The 17,552-nt window shown below is 68.9% G+C and carries 9 protein-coding genes; 6 read left to right on the top strand and 3 right to left on the bottom strand.

Translation table 11 applies throughout. From position 1 onward, the window contains the following. Window positions 1–66: 66 nt before the first annotated feature. Entirely contained in the window at window positions 67–675 is a 609-nt protein-coding gene (locus BSY19_RS25915; RefSeq protein WP_069056685.1) for a TetR/AcrR family transcriptional regulator, read from the bottom strand. A gap of 135 nt (window positions 676–810) precedes the next feature. Between BSY19_RS25915 and BSY19_RS25910 the strand changes: the two genes are divergently transcribed. After that, a complete protein-coding gene (locus BSY19_RS25910; protein ID WP_069056684.1) occupies window positions 811–1,920 on the top strand; it encodes an efflux RND transporter periplasmic adaptor subunit in 1,110 nt (369 codons plus the stop codon). 16 nt (window positions 1,921–1,936) lie between these two features. Then, entirely contained in the window at window positions 1,937–5,023 is a 3,087-nt protein-coding gene (locus BSY19_RS25905) for an efflux RND transporter permease subunit (RefSeq protein ID WP_069056683.1), read from the top strand. A 125-nt stretch (window positions 5,024–5,148) separates the two neighbouring features. On the opposite strand, the gene pbpC is transcribed toward BSY19_RS25905, so the two are convergent. Both pbpC and BSY19_RS25895 read right to left on the bottom strand, forming a co-directional pair. Then, window positions 5,149–7,209 (bottom strand): penicillin-binding protein 1C, encoded by a 2,061-nt coding sequence (gene pbpC, locus BSY19_RS25900; RefSeq protein WP_069057398.1) that lies wholly within the window; start codon window positions 7,207–7,209, stop codon window positions 5,149–5,151. Window positions 7,210–7,423: 214 nt separating this feature from the next. Continuing rightward, the gene (locus tag BSY19_RS25895; RefSeq protein ID WP_069056682.1) at window positions 7,424–12,685 is read right to left on the bottom strand and encodes an alpha-2-macroglobulin family protein; all 5,262 of its coding nucleotides are present in this window, start codon (window positions 12,683–12,685) and stop codon (window positions 7,424–7,426) included. A gap of 224 nt (window positions 12,686–12,909) precedes the next feature. Here BSY19_RS25895 and BSY19_RS25890 point away from each other — a divergent pair, with 224 nt between their 5' ends. The 4 genes from BSY19_RS25890 to BSY19_RS25875 all read left to right on the top strand — a co-directional run bounded on the left by BSY19_RS25890 (window position 12,910) and on the right by BSY19_RS25875 (window position 17,551). Then, on the top strand, window positions 12,910–14,334 hold the full coding sequence (locus tag BSY19_RS25890) for a serine protease family protein (protein WP_069056681.1): 1,425 nt from the start codon (window positions 12,910–12,912) through the stop codon (window positions 14,332–14,334). Between the two features lie 124 nt (window positions 14,335–14,458). After that, window positions 14,459–15,460: a tripartite tricarboxylate transporter substrate binding protein gene (locus BSY19_RS25885; RefSeq protein WP_069056680.1), complete on the top strand. Its 1,002-nt coding sequence runs from the start codon at window positions 14,459–14,461 to the stop codon at window positions 15,458–15,460. Window positions 15,461–15,567: 107 nt separating this feature from the next. Beyond that, window positions 15,568–16,035, top strand: coding sequence for a tripartite tricarboxylate transporter TctB family protein (locus BSY19_RS25880; RefSeq protein WP_069056679.1), 468 nt, complete (start codon window positions 15,568–15,570; stop codon window positions 16,033–16,035). 10 nt (window positions 16,036–16,045) lie between these two features. Next, entirely contained in the window at window positions 16,046–17,551 is a 1,506-nt protein-coding gene (locus BSY19_RS25875; RefSeq protein ID WP_069056678.1) for a tripartite tricarboxylate transporter permease, read from the top strand. The last annotated feature ends 1 nt before the right edge of the window (window position 17,552 follow it).

The following is a 17,552-nucleotide window of genomic DNA, read 5'->3' as shown; positions in this document are numbered from 1 at the left end:
TCACGCTCTCTGATGACGGACTGCTAACCAGAGCAGATGACAGACAGGTGACGGCTGTCGTGACCGTCAGGCGCCGCGCAGGAGCAGATCGACGCAGTCGCGGACATAGGCGGCGCGGAGGTCCGGCGGCGTCTGCTCGACGTTCATCAGGGCCCGATGCTGATGGAAGCCGCGCAGCATTCCGACGAACTGCTCGGCCAGCACCCGGGTGCGTGCCTGGTCGAGTGGCCGGACGAGGCCATCACCGAGATGTGAACGCTGCAGCAGAAGGGCCGAGAGGTCGTCGATGATGCGCATGGCCCCTGCTTCATAGGCCGCTCGGCCGAGGTCGGGGAAGCGCGTCGCGGCGCTCATGACGAGGCGGTGGAGATCGAGGGAATGCGGGTCCAGCATCATCGTCAGCGTCTCCTCGCCGAGCCTGACGAGGGCGCTGCGAAGGTCCGTTTCCGCGATTGGTCGACGCAGCGGAATCGTCAGCTTTTCAGCGAGTTGCGTGCAGATCGCGCGGAACAGCGCGTCCTTGTCGGCGAAGTGGCTGTAGATGGTCTGCTTGGAGACGCCGGCCCGCTGCGCGATCTGGTCGAGCGTCACGCGCTCGTAGCCTTCGGCGAGGAACATGTCGGACGCGGCGCGGATGATCGCGCGGCGCTTGTCCGGCCGCGCTCTGGACGGCAAGCATCTTGCTTCCGTCGCGCTGGAAGCAGAAGCTTCCGGGTCGGCAGGATCTGTCACGGTGCTGCCCATCGGGCCCCTTATCAAACTGGACCGTCCAGTCTAGAATAGTCACGTCGTATTGGAGCGTCCAGTTCAATGAAGCGGTTTGTCTATCTGCTCCTGCTCGTCGGCCTCGTGGGCGGTGGCTACTACGGTTATCGCCACTACGAGAAGATGAAGGCTCCGCCCCAGGCGGCGGCCCCGGCTGCGCCGCGTCCGGCCGTGCCGGTCGAGGTGGCGAAGATCGAACGCGGGACCGTGAACGAGGAGGTCGAGGCGCTGGGCACGCTCGCCGCCGACGAGTCGGTGGTGATCGCGCCGGAGATCGCGGGCCGGGTCATCGCGCTGGGCTTCAAGGAGGGCGAGCGGGTCGAGAAGGGTCAGGTGCTCGTCAAGCTCGACACCGCGATCCTCGACGCCGAACTCAAGCAGCAGCAGGCCGATCTCGGACTGGCGCGCGACACCTTCGAACGCAACCGCTCGCTCAGCCAGCGCGGAGTCGGCACGCAGGTCGCTCTCGACGAGGCGACCGCCAAGCTCGCCTCCGCCGAGGCGCGGGTGCAGCTCTCGAAAGCGAAGCTCGCCCAATCGACGCTGGTCGCGCCGTTCAACGGCGTCGTCGGCCTGCGCGCGGTCAGCGTCGGCGACTTCGTCGCCGTCGGCAAGCAGCTGATCACGCTCACCAATATCGATCCGATCAAGGTCGACTTCCGCGTGCCCGAGATTTTCCTGGCCCAGGTCAAGCTGGGCCAGACGATCAGCCTTAAGGTCGACGCGGTTCCCAACAAGGACTTCCAGGGCCAGATCTTTGCGGTCGATCCCGTCGTCGACATCAATGGTCGCGCGATCCGGCTGCGCGCCACCGTGCCCAACCGCGACCTCGTGCTGAAGCCGGGTCTCTTCGCCCGTGTCACCATCGTCGTCGACCAGCGTGAGAACGCGATGCTGATCCCCGAGTCCGCGGTCGTGCCGGACGGCATCGGCAAGGTCGTCTTCATCGTCGAGAACGGGAGGGCGAAGCGCGTCGCCGTGGAACTCGGCAAGCGCCTGCCCGGCAAGGTCGAGGTTCTGAAAGGTCTGACGCCGCAGATGCAAGTGGTCAGTTCCGGGCAGATGCGGCTGCGGGACGGATCCAACGTCTCGATCAAGAACGCTCCGCCGCCCGTTCAGACCAGTGCCCTGCCCGTCGCGCCGACGAGCCCCTGAGCCGAGTCCCCGAACCATGAGCCTCTTTGCCCTCTTCGTTCGCCGGCCGGTCCTGTCGACCGTGCTGAGCCTGCTCGTGCTGCTGATCGGCGCGGTCTCCTACACGCGCCTCACGGTGCGCGAATACCCGAACATCGACGAGCCGGTCGTCTCGGTGCGGACCGACTACACCGGGGCCAGCGCCGAGATCATCGAAACGCAGGTCACACAGATCCTCGAGAACTCGATCGCGGGTATCGAGGGCATCGAGATCATCTCGTCGACGAGCCGGCAGGAACGCAGCTTCATCTCCGTCCGCTTCCGTCCGGACGTCGATCCCGATGTCGCAGCGTCCGACGTGCGCGACCGCGTCAGCCGCGTGCGCGGGCGCATGCCGACCGAGATCGAAGAGCCGATCATCGCCAAGGTCGAGGCGGATGCGCAGCCCATTCTGTTCCTGTCGCTGATCAGCAAGCGTCACAACCCGCTCGAACTCACCGACTTCGCCGATCGCTTCATCACCGACCGCGTGCAGAACATCACCGGTGTGGCCGAGGTGCAGATCCGCGGCGAGCGGCGCTATGCCATGCGCATCTGGCTCGATCGGGCGCGCATGTCGGCCTACAACATCACCGTCCAGGAGATCGAGGCTGCGGTCCGCGCCCAGAACGTCGAAATTCCGTCCGGCCGCATCGAGAGCAACAACCGTGAGTTCACGGTCCTCTCCCAGACTGGTCTGACGACGCCCGAGCAGTTCCAGCAGATTGTCGTCAAGGATGTGAGCGGTTTCCCGGTCAAGCTGCGGGACGTCGCGAAGGTCGAACTCGGCGCTCTGGCCGAGCGCAACGCCGCCTGGTTTTCCGGCAATCCCTCCGTGACGATCGGCATCGTCAAGCAGGCCACCGCCAACCCGCTCGACGTCTCCAAGGGCATCCGCGCCGCACTGCCGGAGATCATCGACGATCTGCCGGACGGGATGACGATCGCGACCTCCTATGACAGCTCGGTCTTCATCGACCGCTCGATCCAGGCCGTCTACAGCACGATCCTCGAGGCGGTCGTCCTCGTCGTCCTGATCATCTTCATCTTCCTGCGCTCGCTGCGCGCGACGCTGATCCCGCTCGTCACCATCCCGGTGTCGCTCGTGGGCTCGTTCGCGCTGATGTATGCCTTCGGCTTCACGGTCAACACGCTGACGCTGCTGTCGATGGTGCTGGCGATCGGCCTGGTCGTCGACGATGCCATCGTCGTGCTGGAGAACGTGCACCGCCATATCGAGGACGGCATGGAGCCCAATGCCGCGGCGATCCGCGGCATCAACGAAATCGCCTTCGCGGTGGTGGCGATGACGCTGACGCTGGTCGCCGTCTATGCGCCGATGGCGTTCTCGACCGGCCGCACGGGCAAGCTCTTCATCGAGTTCGCGCTGACGCTGGCGGGGGCAGTGCTGGTCTCGGGCTTCGTCGCGCTGACGCTGACGCCGATGATGTGCGCCAAGCTGCTGAGGCACAATGAGAGCCATGGCTGGCTCTACAACCTGCTGGAACGCGGCTTCAATGGCCTCTCGCGCGGTTACCGGGCCTCGCTGCGCGGCGCGCTGGCGATCCGCCCGGTGATCGTGCTGCTGGCGCTCGGCGTCGCCGGCGGCAGCTATTTCTTCTTCACCAGCCTGCGCTCCGAGCTGGCGCCGGTCGAGGACCGCGGCAGTTTCACCGTCATCGGCGTGGCCCCCGAGGGCGCGACGATGAACTTCACCTCCGAATATGCGCGTCGGGCCGAGGAGTTCTTCAAGCGCTTCCCGGATGTCCAGACCAATCTCGTCATCGTCGGCTTTCCCGACGTGACGCGCGCGCTCGCCTTCGCCCGTCTCAAGCCCTGGGAGGAGCGCAACACGAAGCAGCAGGACATGGTGGCGGAGATCAACCGCAGCCTGTCGCAGGTGCCCGGCATCCGCCTGTTCGCGACCAATCCGCCCTCGCTCGGGCAGGGCGGCGCCAACAGCAAGCCGGTCGAGTTCGTGCTGCGCTCGTCGGAGCCCTACGCGCAGATCAAGGACTATGTCGACGCGGTCATCGCCGAGGTGGCCGGTTCGCCGGTGCTGACCAACATCGAGTCGAACCTCATCCTCGACAAGCCGCAGATCAAGGTCTCGATCGACCGGCAGCGCGCGGCAGATGTCGGCGTCGGCGTTGACGTGATCGGGCGCACGATGGAGACGCTGCTGGGTGGGCGGCAGGTGACCCGCTTCAACATGAATGGCGAGCAGTACGACGTCGTCATCCAGGTTGGCGGCGAGGACCGCAACACGCCGCAGGCCCTGCAGTCGATCTACCTGATGGGCCGGGGCGGCGCGGTGGTTCAGCTCTCCAGCCTGGTCAAGATCGAGGAGACCGTCGCGCCGAAGGAGCTGATCCGCTTCAACCAGCTGCGCGCGGCCACCATTACCGCCGTTCCCGCGCCGGGCTATTCGCTCGGCGATGCGCTGACCGTGCTCGAGCAGGCGGCATCCCGCGTCCTGCCGAAGACGGTGCAGATCGACTATTCCGGCCAGAGCCGCGAGTTCAAGCAGTCCGGCGCCTCGATCGCGATCGTCTTCCTGCTGGCGCTGGGCTTCATCTACCTCGTGCTGGCGGCGCAGTTCGAGAGCTTCATCGACCCCGTGGTGATCATGGTCTCGGTGCCGCTCTCGCTGACCGGTGCATTGGCTGCGCTGTACTTCACGGGCGGAACGATGAACGTCTACAGCCAGATCGGGCTGATCACGCTCGTCGGCCTCATCACCAAGCACGGCATCCTGATCCTGGAGTTCACCAACCAGCTCCGGGAGGAGGGCAAGGAGATGATCGACGCGCTGGTCGAGGCGGCCGAGCTGCGCCTGCGCCCGATCCTGATGACGACGGGCGCGATGGTTCTGGGCGCGGTGCCGCTGGCGCTCGCGACCGGTGCCGGTGCCGAAAGCCGCTCGCAGATCGGCTGGGTCATCGTCGGCGGCATGAGCTTCGGCACCTTGCTGACGCTCTATGTGGTGCCGGTCGCCTATTCCTATCTCGCGACCAAGAAGCGCTCGGTGCATGGGCATGTGGTGAAGGAGACGCCGGCGGCGCATCCGCAGCCGGCGGAGTAAGCGTTTCCGCGTCATTCTCGGGCGAAGCGAAGCGCAGACCCGAGAATCTCAGGCCGCGCTGGCACGGTCGGGTCGTTCACGAACCCTGAGATGCTCGGGTCAAGCCCGAGCATGACGTACAGCTGCTACTGCAGGCGCACCGAGACGCTTTCGCTGGCGCCGGTGCCGTCGATCACCGAGATCCGCAGGAAGCCCTTGCCCGGCGGTTGCCAGACCGCTTCGCGACGCCGTGTCGGGCTGAGGATCGGGGCCCCGTCGACGAGCCAGGTGTAAGGCGGCGCGCCGCCCGCGACCTTGAGGTTGAGCTCGGGCCTGCCGTCGGCGGCTGAGGCGGAGAGATCGATTCGGGCGCCTTCGGGCGGGAAGGCGAGCCTCAGCGACGGCGTCGTCATCGCGGCCACGGTCTTGGGCACGTCCTGGCGCAGATGGCGCAGCGGCGGCGGCAGATGGGCCGATGTCGCGACGATGCTGTCGGGCGGCTGCGGGAAGGGGCGCGGATCCAGCCCGAGGCGGGCGAAGGCGTCGAACAGGATGGGCGCCGCGACGACGCGCCCGACGAGGCCGGGCACGGCGCCGTTGTCGGCGCGGCCGACCCAGACGCCGATCGTATGCCTGCGGTCGAATCCGACCGCCCAGGCGTCGCGATAGCCATAGGAGGTGCCGGTCTTGAAGGCGATGCGGCCGGGCACGGCATTGAGCGGCGGCGGGGCGCCGAGCAGCGTGTCGGCGACATACCAGGCGGCGACGGGTTCGACGAGGCGCGGCGAGGGCGCCCCCCCATCCTCCGCCCGCACCTTCAACGGCGCGACATCCCCACCCCGCGCGAGCCCGACATAAAGGCGCGTCAGGTCCTGCAGGGTGATGCCGAGACCACCGAGGCCGATGGCGAGGCCGGGCGCGCCACCTTCCCGGGGCATGGCGACGGCAACCCCGGCATCGCGCAGCCGCGACAGAAAGCGCTGCGGGCCCAGCGCCGAGAGCAGTTCGACCGCCGGCACGTTGAGCGACAGCTGCAGCGCCTTGCGGGCCGAGACCATGCCCTGGAAGGTCATGTCGAAATTCTCAGGCACGTAGAGACCGTAGCGCGCCGGCCGGTCCTCCAGCATCGTCTCGGGATGGGCAATGCCGTTGTCGAAGGCGAGCGCGTAGATGAAGGGCTTCAGCGCCGAGCCCGGCGAGCGCAGCGCCCGCGTCAGGTCGAGCGAGCCGGCCCGCTCGGCGGCGAAATAATCGACACCGCCGACCGAGGCGCGGATCTCGCCGGTCTCGTTGTCGACGGCGAGGATGGCGATCGAGACCTGGGGGCTGAGGCCGAGGCTGCGGTCGCGGGCCAGCGCTTCCAGCGCAGCCTGCAGCCGCGCATCGAGGCTCAGGCGATGGCTGCGGGCGGCCGGTGCTTCGGCCACGACCTGCTCGGCGACATGGGGAGCGAGGTTCGGAAAGGGCTTGCGCGCCGTGGGGATTGGCTCGTCCCGGGCGGCCGCGACCTCGGCAGCCGTGGCGAGGCCGGCCTGTTCGACGCGCGCCAGCACACGGTCGCGGGCCTTGCGGGCGGCCTCGACGAAGCGGTCGGGCCGGCGCGTCTCGGGCGATTGCGGCAGGGCGACGAGGAGGGCGGCCTCGGCGGTCGAGAGGCGCTTCGGCTCCTTGCCGAACCAGGCGAGGCTGGCAGCCCGCAAGCCTTCGAGATTGCCGCCGAAGGGGGCGAGTGTGAGGTAGAGGTCGAGGATCTCCGTCTTGGTGAAGCGCCGCTCCAGCTCGACGGCGCGCACCGCCTGGCGGAGCTTGGCGCCGAGGCTGCGCTCCTCGCGCGGCTCCAGCAGGCGCGCGACCTGCATGGTCAGGGTCGAGCCGCCGGAGACGATGCGGCCGTTCCACAGCATCTGCCCGGCGGCGCGAACGAGCCCGAGCGGGTCGATGCCGGCATGGCTGTCGAAGCGCCTGTCCTCAAAGGCCTTGAGCATGGCGAGGTAGCGCGGATCGACGTCGCCCGTGCCGACCGGGAGCTTCCAGCGGCCGTCCGCGGTCAGGAAGGGGCGCAGCAGCCGGCCCTCGCGGTCGAGCACCACGGTCGAGCGCTCGCTCGCGGCCGCGAGGTCGAGCGGCGGGAGGTTGGCGGCGTAGTGGAGGAGCGTGGCGGTCGCGGTGGCGAGGAGCAGGGCGAGGGTTGCGGCTGCGATCTTCAGCGTGCGGAAGCGAGCGGGCGCTGACCCCTCCCCCTCGTGGGGAGGGGCAGGGGTGGGGGGCGCAAAGGCAAGATCGTCCTTTTCTTCGCTCCCTGAGCGCCGATCCAGCGCATCATTCGTGAGCCGCTCGCCTGGCGGGACGCCCCCCACCCCCAGCCCCTCCCCACGAGGGGGAGGGGAGGCGCCTGCGCCGGACACGGGCGAGCTCACGCCTTCACCGCGCCGAGGCGATGTCCACCGTGCCGAAGCCGGTCCGCCCGAAGTGGTCGGGGCGGTACATGTCCTCGATGACGGCGGCAGGCGCCACATAGCGCCCGGGCGAGACGGCGCGGGCGATGTAGGCGACCGTGTAGACGAGCTTCTGGTCGTTACCGCCCGAACGCTCGAAGGCGGCGACGTAGCGGTCGTCGCGCGCCTCGGTATGGACCGGGTAGACCTCCTGCTTCAGCCAGTCGAGGCCGGCGACAGACGCGCCTTCGGTCAGGTTGGCGTTCTCGATCTCGAGCCCGGCGGGGACAGGATCGACGAGGAGCAGCCGGCCAAAGCGGCTGGCCGGCTCGGTGACCGTGAGCGCCACGACATAGCGCTCGTTCTGGCGCAGCCGGGCCGGGTCGGCCTTCTCGCCCTTCATCGTGTAGATCACGCGTTCCAGTCCGAAGCCCTGGTTGAGGGCGGGCTCGGCGCCGGTCGGAATGCCCGCGACGGTGATGACCGCCTGGGCGGTCGCGGCGGCGGGGTTGGCGACCGTCAGCGGCTTCTGTTCCAGCGCCGCGGCGGAGAGGGTGCGGTAGAGCGGCCCCTTCCGCTCCGTGCCGTCGACGGTCAGCGTCATGCCTTCGGCATCCTTCGCCATCGCCTGGGCGGCGAGCACCATCCAGGCCTGCTCCTGCGTCGAGGTGGAGCGGGCCGCGTTGCGGGCGCCGTCGAGGATCGCGGCGGCGCGGCCGATCTCGGCCCGGTCACCGGCCGATTCCGCGATCAGCGCGAGAACCGCGGCGCCGTCGCGCAGGCGCGAGCCGTAATCGGGCCGCGACAGGCCGTCGTCGCCGCGCTCCTGCAGCCCGGCCAGCGCGCTGACGAAGGCGGCGCGGCCGCGGCCGCGATCGCCGAGCGCCGAGAGCGCTGCACCGATCTGGGCACGGGCCATGGGTGTGGCGAAATCGGCGAGCTTGTTGTCGGCGAGGTAGCGCAGGTCGCCCATCACCGGGCGGCCGTTGCGGGCGAGCACATAGAGGGCATAGGCGATGCCGGCCGCCTCCTCCTTGACGATGTCGCCGGTGTTGACGACCTGGTTGCGCAGCCGGTCGAGCGCGAGGTTGAAGGCGGTCTGCGGCACCGGGAACTGGCGCTCGCGGGCCCGCGTCAGGAAGTCCGCCGTGAAGGCGTCGAGCCAGAGATCGTCGCCGCCGACGCCCCAGAGGCCGAAGGAGCCGTTGGCGCCCTGGCGGGCGAGCACGCGCTCGATCGCGGTCTGCACTCGCTCATCGGCATTGGCGTCGAGTGCGAGATGCTCGAGCGAGGCGAGCCGGTTGACATGGAGCAGCGGCATGGCGCGGCTCACCGTCTGCTCGGTGCAGCCATAGGGGTAGCGGTCGAGCGCCTTGAGCAAGGCGGGCACGTCGAGCGAAGCGAGCGGCGAGACCGAGACCGAGACCTGGCCGGAGCCGGGCACGAGATCGGCCAGGAGATCGGCCGAGACGGTGATCGCGCCGCCATTGCCGGGGATCGGGCGCACGATCCGGCGGGCGATCGTGGCCGCGGAAGGCTGCACCCGGACGGCGAGGTTCTGCACGGTGCCGACGCCGCCGGGACCGCTGATGCGGACATCGAATTCGGCACGGCCGAGGCCGGCGGCGGTGACGGGGATCGTCATCTGGGCCTTGGCCCCGGCGGCGAGCTGGATCGTCCGGCGGGTGGCGTCGGTCGGCACCAGCACCGGGCCGCGAATGTCGAGATCGACGAGATAGGGGCCGGCCGGGCCCTCGACATTGTCGATCTGGAGATGGAAGCGCGACTGGTCGCCGATGGCGAGGAAGCGCGGCAGCGTCGCCTGCGCGACCACCGGATCGCGCACGATGACCTCCGTGCTGGCCTGGCCGGTGCGGCCGGCCGACCATGCGACCGCCATGACGCGCAGCGAGCCGTTGAAGGCCGGCAGCTCGAAATCGACCTTCGCGATGCCGTCGGGGCCGACCTTGACCACGCCGGAATAGCGGGCGACCGGCTCCTGCGTCGGCTTCTCGCCTTCGAGGGAGGGCGCGGCGTCGCCGCCGCTGCGGATCGCGCCGCGCGTGCCCTGCATGCCGTCGATCAGATAGCCATAGAGGTCGCGCAGCTCGTGCCCGATCTGGCGCTGGCCGAAGAAGAACTTGCTCGGATCGGGGCTTTCGAACCGGGTGAGGTTCAGGATGCCGACGTCGACGGCGGCGACCGTGATGAAGGCCTCCTCGCCGGCCTGGGCGCCGGTGACCTTCACCGGCAGCGACAGCGTCGAAAGCGGGCGCACGAGAGGCGGGGCGCCGAGATCGAGCGCCAGCGTGCGGCTCTCCTTGCCGATCGAGAACCAGGACAGGCCGATGGCCCGGCCGGGCAGGCGCTTGGCGGCGGCGTCCATCGGCCGGTGGGCGAGCACGACGAGATAGGCGCCGGCTCCCCATTCGGCCTTGACCGGAATGCTCGCGGTGGTGCCGCCGGTGGTGCCGCCGGTGGCGATGTCGATGGTGCGGAGATCGACAACGCGATCGGTGATGACCGCGAGCGTCGCCTTGCCGGCGAAGCGCGGGCTGAGGCGGACATTCAGGCTTTCGCCATCCGCGTAAGCCGCCTTGTCGATGATGACATCGAGCACGTCGGGCGTGTCGGCGGTCTTGTCGGCCTCGTAGCCGACGCTGAAGGAGACAGAGGTTTCGGTCGCGTCCGGTCCGTCGGCGGCGACGTCGAGCCGGTAGTTGCCCCATTCGACGGGCGCGGCGATGCGGGCGGGCGCGGCCTCCGTGACCGCGACCTCGCCATCGGCGACGCGGCGGGTCGACTTGACGCCCTCATAGTTCCAGCGGCCGTCCTGGAAGAACCACTGATAGTTGCGGGTGACCTTGGACAGGGTCCATTTCACGCCGACCCTCGCGAGGCGGCGGCCGTCGCCATTGGCCATGATGACGTCGAAGGTCGCGGTCTGGCCGTTGCCGAGTTCGCCGTCCTTGAAGGCCTTGCGCACGCCGATGGCGGCGCCCTTGGGCACGATCGGCAGGGTGACGGAGCGGGCGATGGCGCGCCCGCCGGGTTCGCCGACGCGGATGGTGAACTCGGCCTCGAGCGGGCGGTTGGTCTCCGGCTGCGCCACCGGGTTGGCCACGGTGACCTTGCCGGCGGCGTCGGTCGTGGTGCTCTCCTCGAATTCGGACTGGACCGGCTCGAAGGCCTCGTCGGTGAGGCCGACCTGATAGCCGGCGAAACCCGGAATGGCCGACTGGCCGGCGGCCCGGATCGTCATCGAACCGGTCACGTCGAGGCCTGAGCCCGGCGCCCCGTAGAGATAACGCGCGCTGACGTCGATCTCGGCCGGCTGGCCGGCCTGCAGGACGGGCGCCTTCGGTGACAGGGTCAGTTCGAGCCGCTCGGGAACGTAGTCCTCGACGAGGAAGGAGACCTCGCCGATCGCCGGGCCCTTGGGATCGGCATAGGCCTGGACGCGCCAGGTGCCGGTCGCGGCGCCTGACAAAAGCGGGATCGAATGGGCGCGCCCGCCGGCGCCCTGGTCCTCGACCTGGCGGCGGCGATACTCGACGCCGTCGGGCCGCTTGACGACGAGTGTCAGCGGCAGACCGGTGACGGCGGCGCCGCGGGCATCGCGCAGCAGGGTCGTGAGATAAACCGTCTCGCCGGAGCGGTAGACGCCGCGCTCGGTGTAGAGATAAGCGTCCAGACCTGCCGGGGCGACGCGGCCCTTCACGCCACGGTCCGAAAGATCGAAGGCCGTCTGCTTCAGGTCGAGGAAGCCGTAATCCTCGGCGAGCGAGGCGGTGACGAGGCCGGGCGCATTGCCGCCCTGGCCCTTGGCGAGGCCGGCATCGAAGCGGGCATAGCCGTTGGCGTCGGAGCGGAGCGTCGCCAGCACCTCGTTGTTCTTCGCCAGCAGGCGCAGCTCGGCATTGGCGACGGGCGCTGCGTCGGAGAGCGAGCGCACCAGCACATGCACGCCGTCGGGGCCGGAGAAGGAGGTCAGGCCGAGATCGGAGACGACGAACCATTGGGTTGCGCGCGTCGTCCCGTCGTCATAGTCGCCATCGCCGTCGGATGGCGCGGGTGCGCGGCCGCCGCTCGCCCTGGCGAACATCACATAGACGCCGGGTTTCAGCGCGCCGACGGCCTCCACCACCGGGAAAGCGGTGACGACGTCCTTGTTCAGCTCGGATTTGACCTCCATCGAGCCGGTCCAGACGCGCTGGCCCTTATCGTTTTCGATCTGCTTCGACTGATAGGCGCCGAGCTGGCCGAGGAAATCCTCGGAATGGACCGAATTGATCAGGTTGCGGTCGCCGATGCGCATGACCTCGAGGTCGAGCCTGTCCGCATTGACGGAGACGACCGGCACGCCCTGCTGGCCGGTGCGCGGCAGGACGTAGTTCTTGCCGGTGAAGCGCACCGAAGGGGTGCGGTCGCGGACATAGACCTCGTAATCGGCGGATTTCAGCAGCTTCTCGTCGGGGATCGCCGAGGGCACGCCCTGGCGGATGACGAAGCCGTAGCGCTCGCCATGGCGCAGGCCATCGACGCAGATCTGGCGGTCCTCGGCGGTGACGGCGAAATCGCCCTTGCCGCCGGAGATGGCGACGTAAGGGGCGAAATCGATACGGCCGCGCGCCAGCGGTTCGGAGAACTCGAAGCAGGCGCGCGGGCTCGCGGCATCGGCATCGACCTTGTTGCCGGTCAGGCGGAAGCCGCGCTGCTCGCGCAGGCCCTCATAGGCGGTGCGCAACGAGGCGTTGTCGACGAGATCCAGGCTGAGGCGATAGGTCGTCAGCGCCGGGCGCCAGAGTTCGTTCTTCTCGAAGATGCGGGCGAGCAGGCCCAGCGAGGCGGCTTCGTCATTGCGGCTCGTGGCGCGCTGATAGGCGAGATAGGCGGCGCTGATGGCGCGCTCGCGCAATTCCCAGCGCTCGCGATAGTCGCGCGGCTCGATGGCGTTGGCGGCGCGCGCCATCAGGCGCCAACCGGCCGCGCTGGCGGGCTCGGCGACGACGGCGGCATTGGCCTGGGGCAGGGCGGCGCGGGCATCGCCCCGGGCGAGTGCGGCCTCGCCGGCTCGCACCAGATCGGCGGCCGAGCGGGCGCCGGCGGAGACCTCGCGCTTGAGGCGCTCTTCGAGCCGCTGGCCGTCGGCGGCGAGGTCGTTGCGGACATAGGCCTTCTGCGCGAAGGCGGGGTGGGCGGCGAGGCTCAGGCCCAGAACCAGCGCGAGGCGGGGCAACAGGCGCATGGGCATTTCCTCCAGATGACGTCCCGCATTCCGGCTGCCCAGGGCCAAGACCGGATGACGGGTGTGGTCGCGGCGGCAGGCTATCACCGGCGTCGATTGGCGCAATCCGAAAGCGCGCGGCGAGCGGGCGGGCGGCATTGGCCGGACCGCGATGCGCTGCCGGAATCGCTTGCAGGGGCTGTCGATCTGACGCTCAATGCCGGCCGTCGGGGTGGGAGGCGATCATGAGAGCCCGTTCGTTGCGTCTGATCGTGTCTGCGGCGCTGATGCTGCCTGTCTGCGCGGCGCTGTCCGCCGGGGCACTTGCACAGGCCCCCGCCCCCGCGGCCAATCCGCAGCTGGCCGCGGCCCAGGCCGGTTTCGAGAGCCTGCCCGAGCCGGAGCGCCGGGCGATCCAGGCCGATCTGATCTGGAGCGGGCACTTCAACGGTGCCGTCAGCGGCAGCTACGGGCCGCTCACCTTCCGTGCGATCAACGCCTTCAAGGCCGGCAAGGGCGCGGCCGACGGCATCCTGACCTCGGCCGAGCGGCGCAGCCTCGCCCAGGCGGCGCAGGCGGCGCGCGAGGCGGCGGGCTTCCGCGTGATCGCCGACGAGCGCACGGGCCTGCGCATCGGTATCCCCATGGCGGTCCTGCCGAAACGGGACGTCTCGCCGTCGGGCAGTCGCTGGCAGAGCGCCGACGGCAAGATCACGCTGGACACTTCGGCGACGCCCCCGGGGGAAACGCTGGAGGCCGTCTACGAGAAGGCGACAGCGCCGACGCCGAACAATCCGGGCCGCAAGATCACCTACAAGCTGCTGCGGCCGGATTTCTTCGTCGTCACCGGCGAGACGCCGACCGGCAAGTTCTACCGCCGCCTCGCCGCCGGCCCGACGGGACTGCGCGGCTTCTCGATCGGCTACGACAAGGCGCTGTCGGGCACCGTCGACAAGCTGGTGATCGCGATCGCGTCGAGCTTCGAGCCTTTCCCGAGCGGTCCGTTGCCCGGCGCCTCGGCCGTGGCGTCCGTTCCCGCGGCTCCTGTGGCGGCGACGGCTGCCGCAGTCCTCCAGCTTCGTCCGACGCAACGCCATGGCGTCGCCGTGGCGCTGGCCGATCGCGTCGTGGCGACGGCCGCCGCCGCCATCGAGGGCTGTCGCGCGTTGCAGGTCGCAGGCCGGCCGGCCCAGCTGCGCGGGACGGTCCAAGGCGGCCTCGTGCTGCTGGAGGTCCAGGGAGGGGCGGCGCTGTCGGTGCCGCCGCTGCGCCGGGAGGCCCTCACCGAGGGCGAGCCGCTTCTCCTGCTGGCCTTCGGCGACGAGGGCGGGCGGCGCGTGTCCCTCGCCCTGCCCGGGCAGGGCCTGACGATCGGATCCGGTTCGGTCGTGTCGGCGCCGCTCCAGCCCGGGCAGGCCGGCTCTCCGGTTTTCGACCGGCAGGGGCGGCTGGCGGGGGTCGTTACCGGCAATCCGTCCGACAAGGTGCTCGTCGCCGGCGTGGCGCCCCAGCGCAGCTACGCCGTGGCCGACGGGAGCGCACTGCAGGATCATGCGGCCAGGAACGGGCTGACGCCGCGGGCCGCCGTGGCGCCCGGCCGGGACCTCAGCACCGGTGCCATCGTCGAGACGGTGGCGGCGTCGGTCCTGCCGGTCGCCTGCGCCTTGTAGAAATTGCTGCCAAGGCAGTTGTCTCTGCCGCGACAATCGGTTCAGATGCAACCGTCCACGCAAGAGCGCCCCGTCGACGATGAGGAGCGCTCAGTGATTAAATCGATTTAGGGAGAAGAATCGAATGAGCGACATCATCAGCAGGCGCAGTGTCCTCGCCGGGGCGGCCGCCGTCGGCGCATCGGGGCTCATCGCAGCCCCCGCCATCGCTCAGGCCAAGTGGCCGAGCCGTCCCGTCACCCTCGTCTGCCCCTGGGGTGCAGGCGGCGGCACAGATGCGACCGCGCGCATCATCGGCGCGATCCTCGAGAAGAATCTCGGCCAGCCCTTCAACGTGGTCAACCGCACCGGCGGTTCGGGCGTCGTCGGTCATTCGGCGATCGCGACGGCTGCGCCGGACGGCTACACGATCGGCATGATCACGGTGGAAATCACCATGATGCACCATCAGGGCCTGACCGAGCTGAACCCCACCAGCTATACCCCGCTGGCGCTGATGAACGAGGATCCGCCGGGCGTTCAGGTCAAGGCCGACTCGCCCTACAAGGACATCAAGGCCCTGGCTGACGCGATCAAGGCCGCGCCCGAGGGCAAGTTCAAGGCCTCTGGCACCGGCCAGGGCGGCATCTGGCATCTCGCGCTGATCGGCTGGCTGCAGGCCATGGGCCTGAAGCCGAATCATGTCGCCTGGGCGCCCTCCAACGGCGCGGCCCCGGCAATGCAGGATCTCGCCGCCGGCGGCATCGACATCGTCACCTGCTCGGTGCCCGAGGCCCGCGCCATGATCGACGCCGGCAAGGCGAAGTCCCTCGCCATCATGGCCAAGGCGCGCAACCCGCAGTTCAAGGACGTGCCGACGCTGAACGAGACGCTCGGCATCAACTACTCCGTCGGCGCCTGGCGCGGCATCGCCGGGCCGAAGGGGCTGCCGGATGCCGTCCAGGCGACGCTGATGACGGAGCTCAAGAAGGCCTTCGATTCGAAGGAGTTCCAGGACTTCATGAACGCGCGCGGCTTCGGCATGACCTATCAGGACCAGAAGGGCTTCGCGGCCTTCATGGCCGAAGGCGACAAGGCAATGGGCTCCGCCATGAGCGCGGCCGGCCTCGCGAAGAAGCCGGCGTAACGGTTCCGACGACAGCGACAGCGACCGCGCGCCGCGCGGTCGCTGTCTCGCCATCGGCATGGCGTCGACCCGCCGTGCCGAATTCCCATATCGAGAGAGTCTGTCCGATGCGCTTCAATGACGCCGTCGTCGGCACCGCGTTCCTGCTGCTCGCAGGCGCGATGATCGCGATGACCTTCACCTTTCCGCCGTTCCCCGGTCAAAAATACGGGCCGAGCCTGTTTCCGCGGATCATCGGGGGTGGGATCATCGTCTTCTCGGTGCTGCTGATGCTGCGCGAACGGCGCAGCGGCGGGCGCCCGCTGCTGGTGCTCGACGACTGGGTCCGCCGCCCGCAGCGTCTGGCCTCCTTCGCGCTGATGCTGGCGGCGATGGTGTTCTATCTTCTCGCCTCCGAACCGCTCGGCTTCATGCCGACCGCCTTCCTGATCCAGCTCGGCCTGTTCCTCTGGTTCGGGGTACGGCCGGTCATGGCGGTGGTGGTGGCGGTCGTGATGACGATCGCGGTGCAGTACTTCTTCGGCAGCCTCATGCGGGTCCCGCTGCCGCGCGGCATCCTCGACAGCGTGCTTTGAGGAGACCGGCATGACCGCGATTTCCACCGCCTTCGGGCTGGTCTTCGATCCGACCGTTCTGGCGGTCATCATGGGGTCGGCGCTCTTCGGCATGTTCGTCGGGGCGATGCCAGGCCTGACGGCGACGATGGCGACGGCGCTGCTGGTGCCCGTGACCTTCTTCATGGCGCCGGTTCCGGCGCTCGGCGCGATCGTCACTGCGACGGCGATGGCGATCTTCGCGGGCGACATCCCCGCCGCGATGCTGCGCATGCCGGGCACGCCGGCCTCGGCCGCCTATGCCGACGAGAGCTATGAAATGACCAAGAAGGGTCAGCTCGATCTCTGCATGGGCGTCAACCTGGTGTTCTCGGTGCTGGGTGGCATCTTCGGCGTCATCATCCTGATCGTGCTGGCGCCGGTGCTGGCCGAGGTCGCGATCAACTTCTCGTCGTTCGAATATTTCTGGCTGGCCTGCCTCGGCCTCACCTGCGCGGTGTTCATCGGGACAGGCGATCCGCTGAAGGGCCTGCTCTCGCTGTTCATCGGGCTGGCGATCGGCTGTATCGGCATCGACCCCGCCGCAGGGCAGCCGCGCTTCACCTTCGGCAATGTCGATCTTCTGTCCGGCATCAACTTCATCCCGACGCTGATCGGCATGTTCGCGGTTTCGGAACTGCTGCGCGGGGCCGTGACGATGGAGAAGGGCGGCCATGTCATCGCCCAGGCCGTCGGCAGCCTGATGACCGGCGTCGGTGGCGTGTTCAAGAAGTACTGGTTCAACTTCCTGCGCGGCTCGACGATCGGCACCGTCATCGGCGCCCTGCCGGGTGCGGGAGCCGACATTGCGGCCTGGGTGTCCTACGCGGTCTCGAAGAAGACGTCGAAGGAGCCGGAGAAATTCGGCACGGGGCATATCGAGGGCATCGTCGATTCGACGTCGGCCAACAACTCCGCCCTTGGGGCCGCCTGGATTCCAGCGCTCGTCTTCGGCATTCCCGGCGATTCCATCACAGCCATCGTCATCGGCGTGCTCTATATGAAGGGGATGAATCCCGGCCCGAGCGTGTTTCTGCAGACGCCGGAACTGATCTACGCCGTCTTCATCATCTTCATCCTGGCCAATCTCCTGATGTTCCCGCTCGGCTGGGCGGCGATCAAGTCGGCCAAGCAGATTCTGCGCGTGCCACGCAACATCCTGCTGCCGATCATCCTGATCTTCTGCATCGTCGGCTCCTACGCCATGACGAACTCGCTCTACGGCGTGGTGCTGATGGTCGCGATGGGCGTGTTCGGCTGGCTGCTGGAAGAGCACGGCGTGCCGGTCGCGCCGCTGATCCTCGGGCTCGTGCTCGGCGAGATGCTGGAGCAGAACTTCATGTCGTCGATGATCAAGGCGGACGGATCGCTGATCGGCTTCCTGTCGCGGCCGATCGCTGGCGTGCTCGGTGTCGCGACGCTGGGCCTATGGGCCTTCATGATCTGGAAGGCGCTGCCCTTCGGCGCCTCGCGAGCGGCGGTGGACGCGAAGGCCTGAC

Origin of the sequence: Bosea sp. RAC05 (genome assembly GCF_001713455.1) — a bacterium.
Taxonomy (GTDB): Bacteria; Pseudomonadota; Alphaproteobacteria; order Rhizobiales; family Beijerinckiaceae; genus Allobosea.
The sequence above is the reverse complement of the archived record's forward strand: the minus strand, read 5'-3'. Positions and strand labels throughout refer to the sequence as shown.

What these genes read in the sequence shown, in the direction of transcription:
- BSY19_RS25910 (WP_069056684.1), top strand. Translation starts at nt 811, where the DNA reads ATGAAGCGGTTTGTCTATCTGCTCCTGCTCGTCGGCCTCGTGGGCGGT.
- BSY19_RS25880 (WP_069056679.1), top strand. Translation starts at nt 15,568, where the DNA reads ATGCGCTTCAATGACGCCGTCGTCGGCACCGCGTTCCTGCTGCTCGCA.
- BSY19_RS25895 (WP_069056682.1), bottom strand. Translation starts at nt 12,685, where the DNA reads ATGCGCCTGTTGCCCCGCCTCGCGCTGGTTCTGGGCCTGAGCCTCGCC.
- BSY19_RS25875 (WP_069056678.1), top strand. Translation starts at nt 16,046, where the DNA reads ATGACCGCGATTTCCACCGCCTTCGGGCTGGTCTTCGATCCGACCGTT.
- BSY19_RS25890 (WP_069056681.1), top strand. Translation starts at nt 12,910, where the DNA reads ATGAGAGCCCGTTCGTTGCGTCTGATCGTGTCTGCGGCGCTGATGCTG.
- BSY19_RS25905 (WP_069056683.1), top strand. Translation starts at nt 1,937, where the DNA reads ATGAGCCTCTTTGCCCTCTTCGTTCGCCGGCCGGTCCTGTCGACCGTG.
- BSY19_RS25885 (WP_069056680.1), top strand. Translation starts at nt 14,459, where the DNA reads ATGAGCGACATCATCAGCAGGCGCAGTGTCCTCGCCGGGGCGGCCGCC.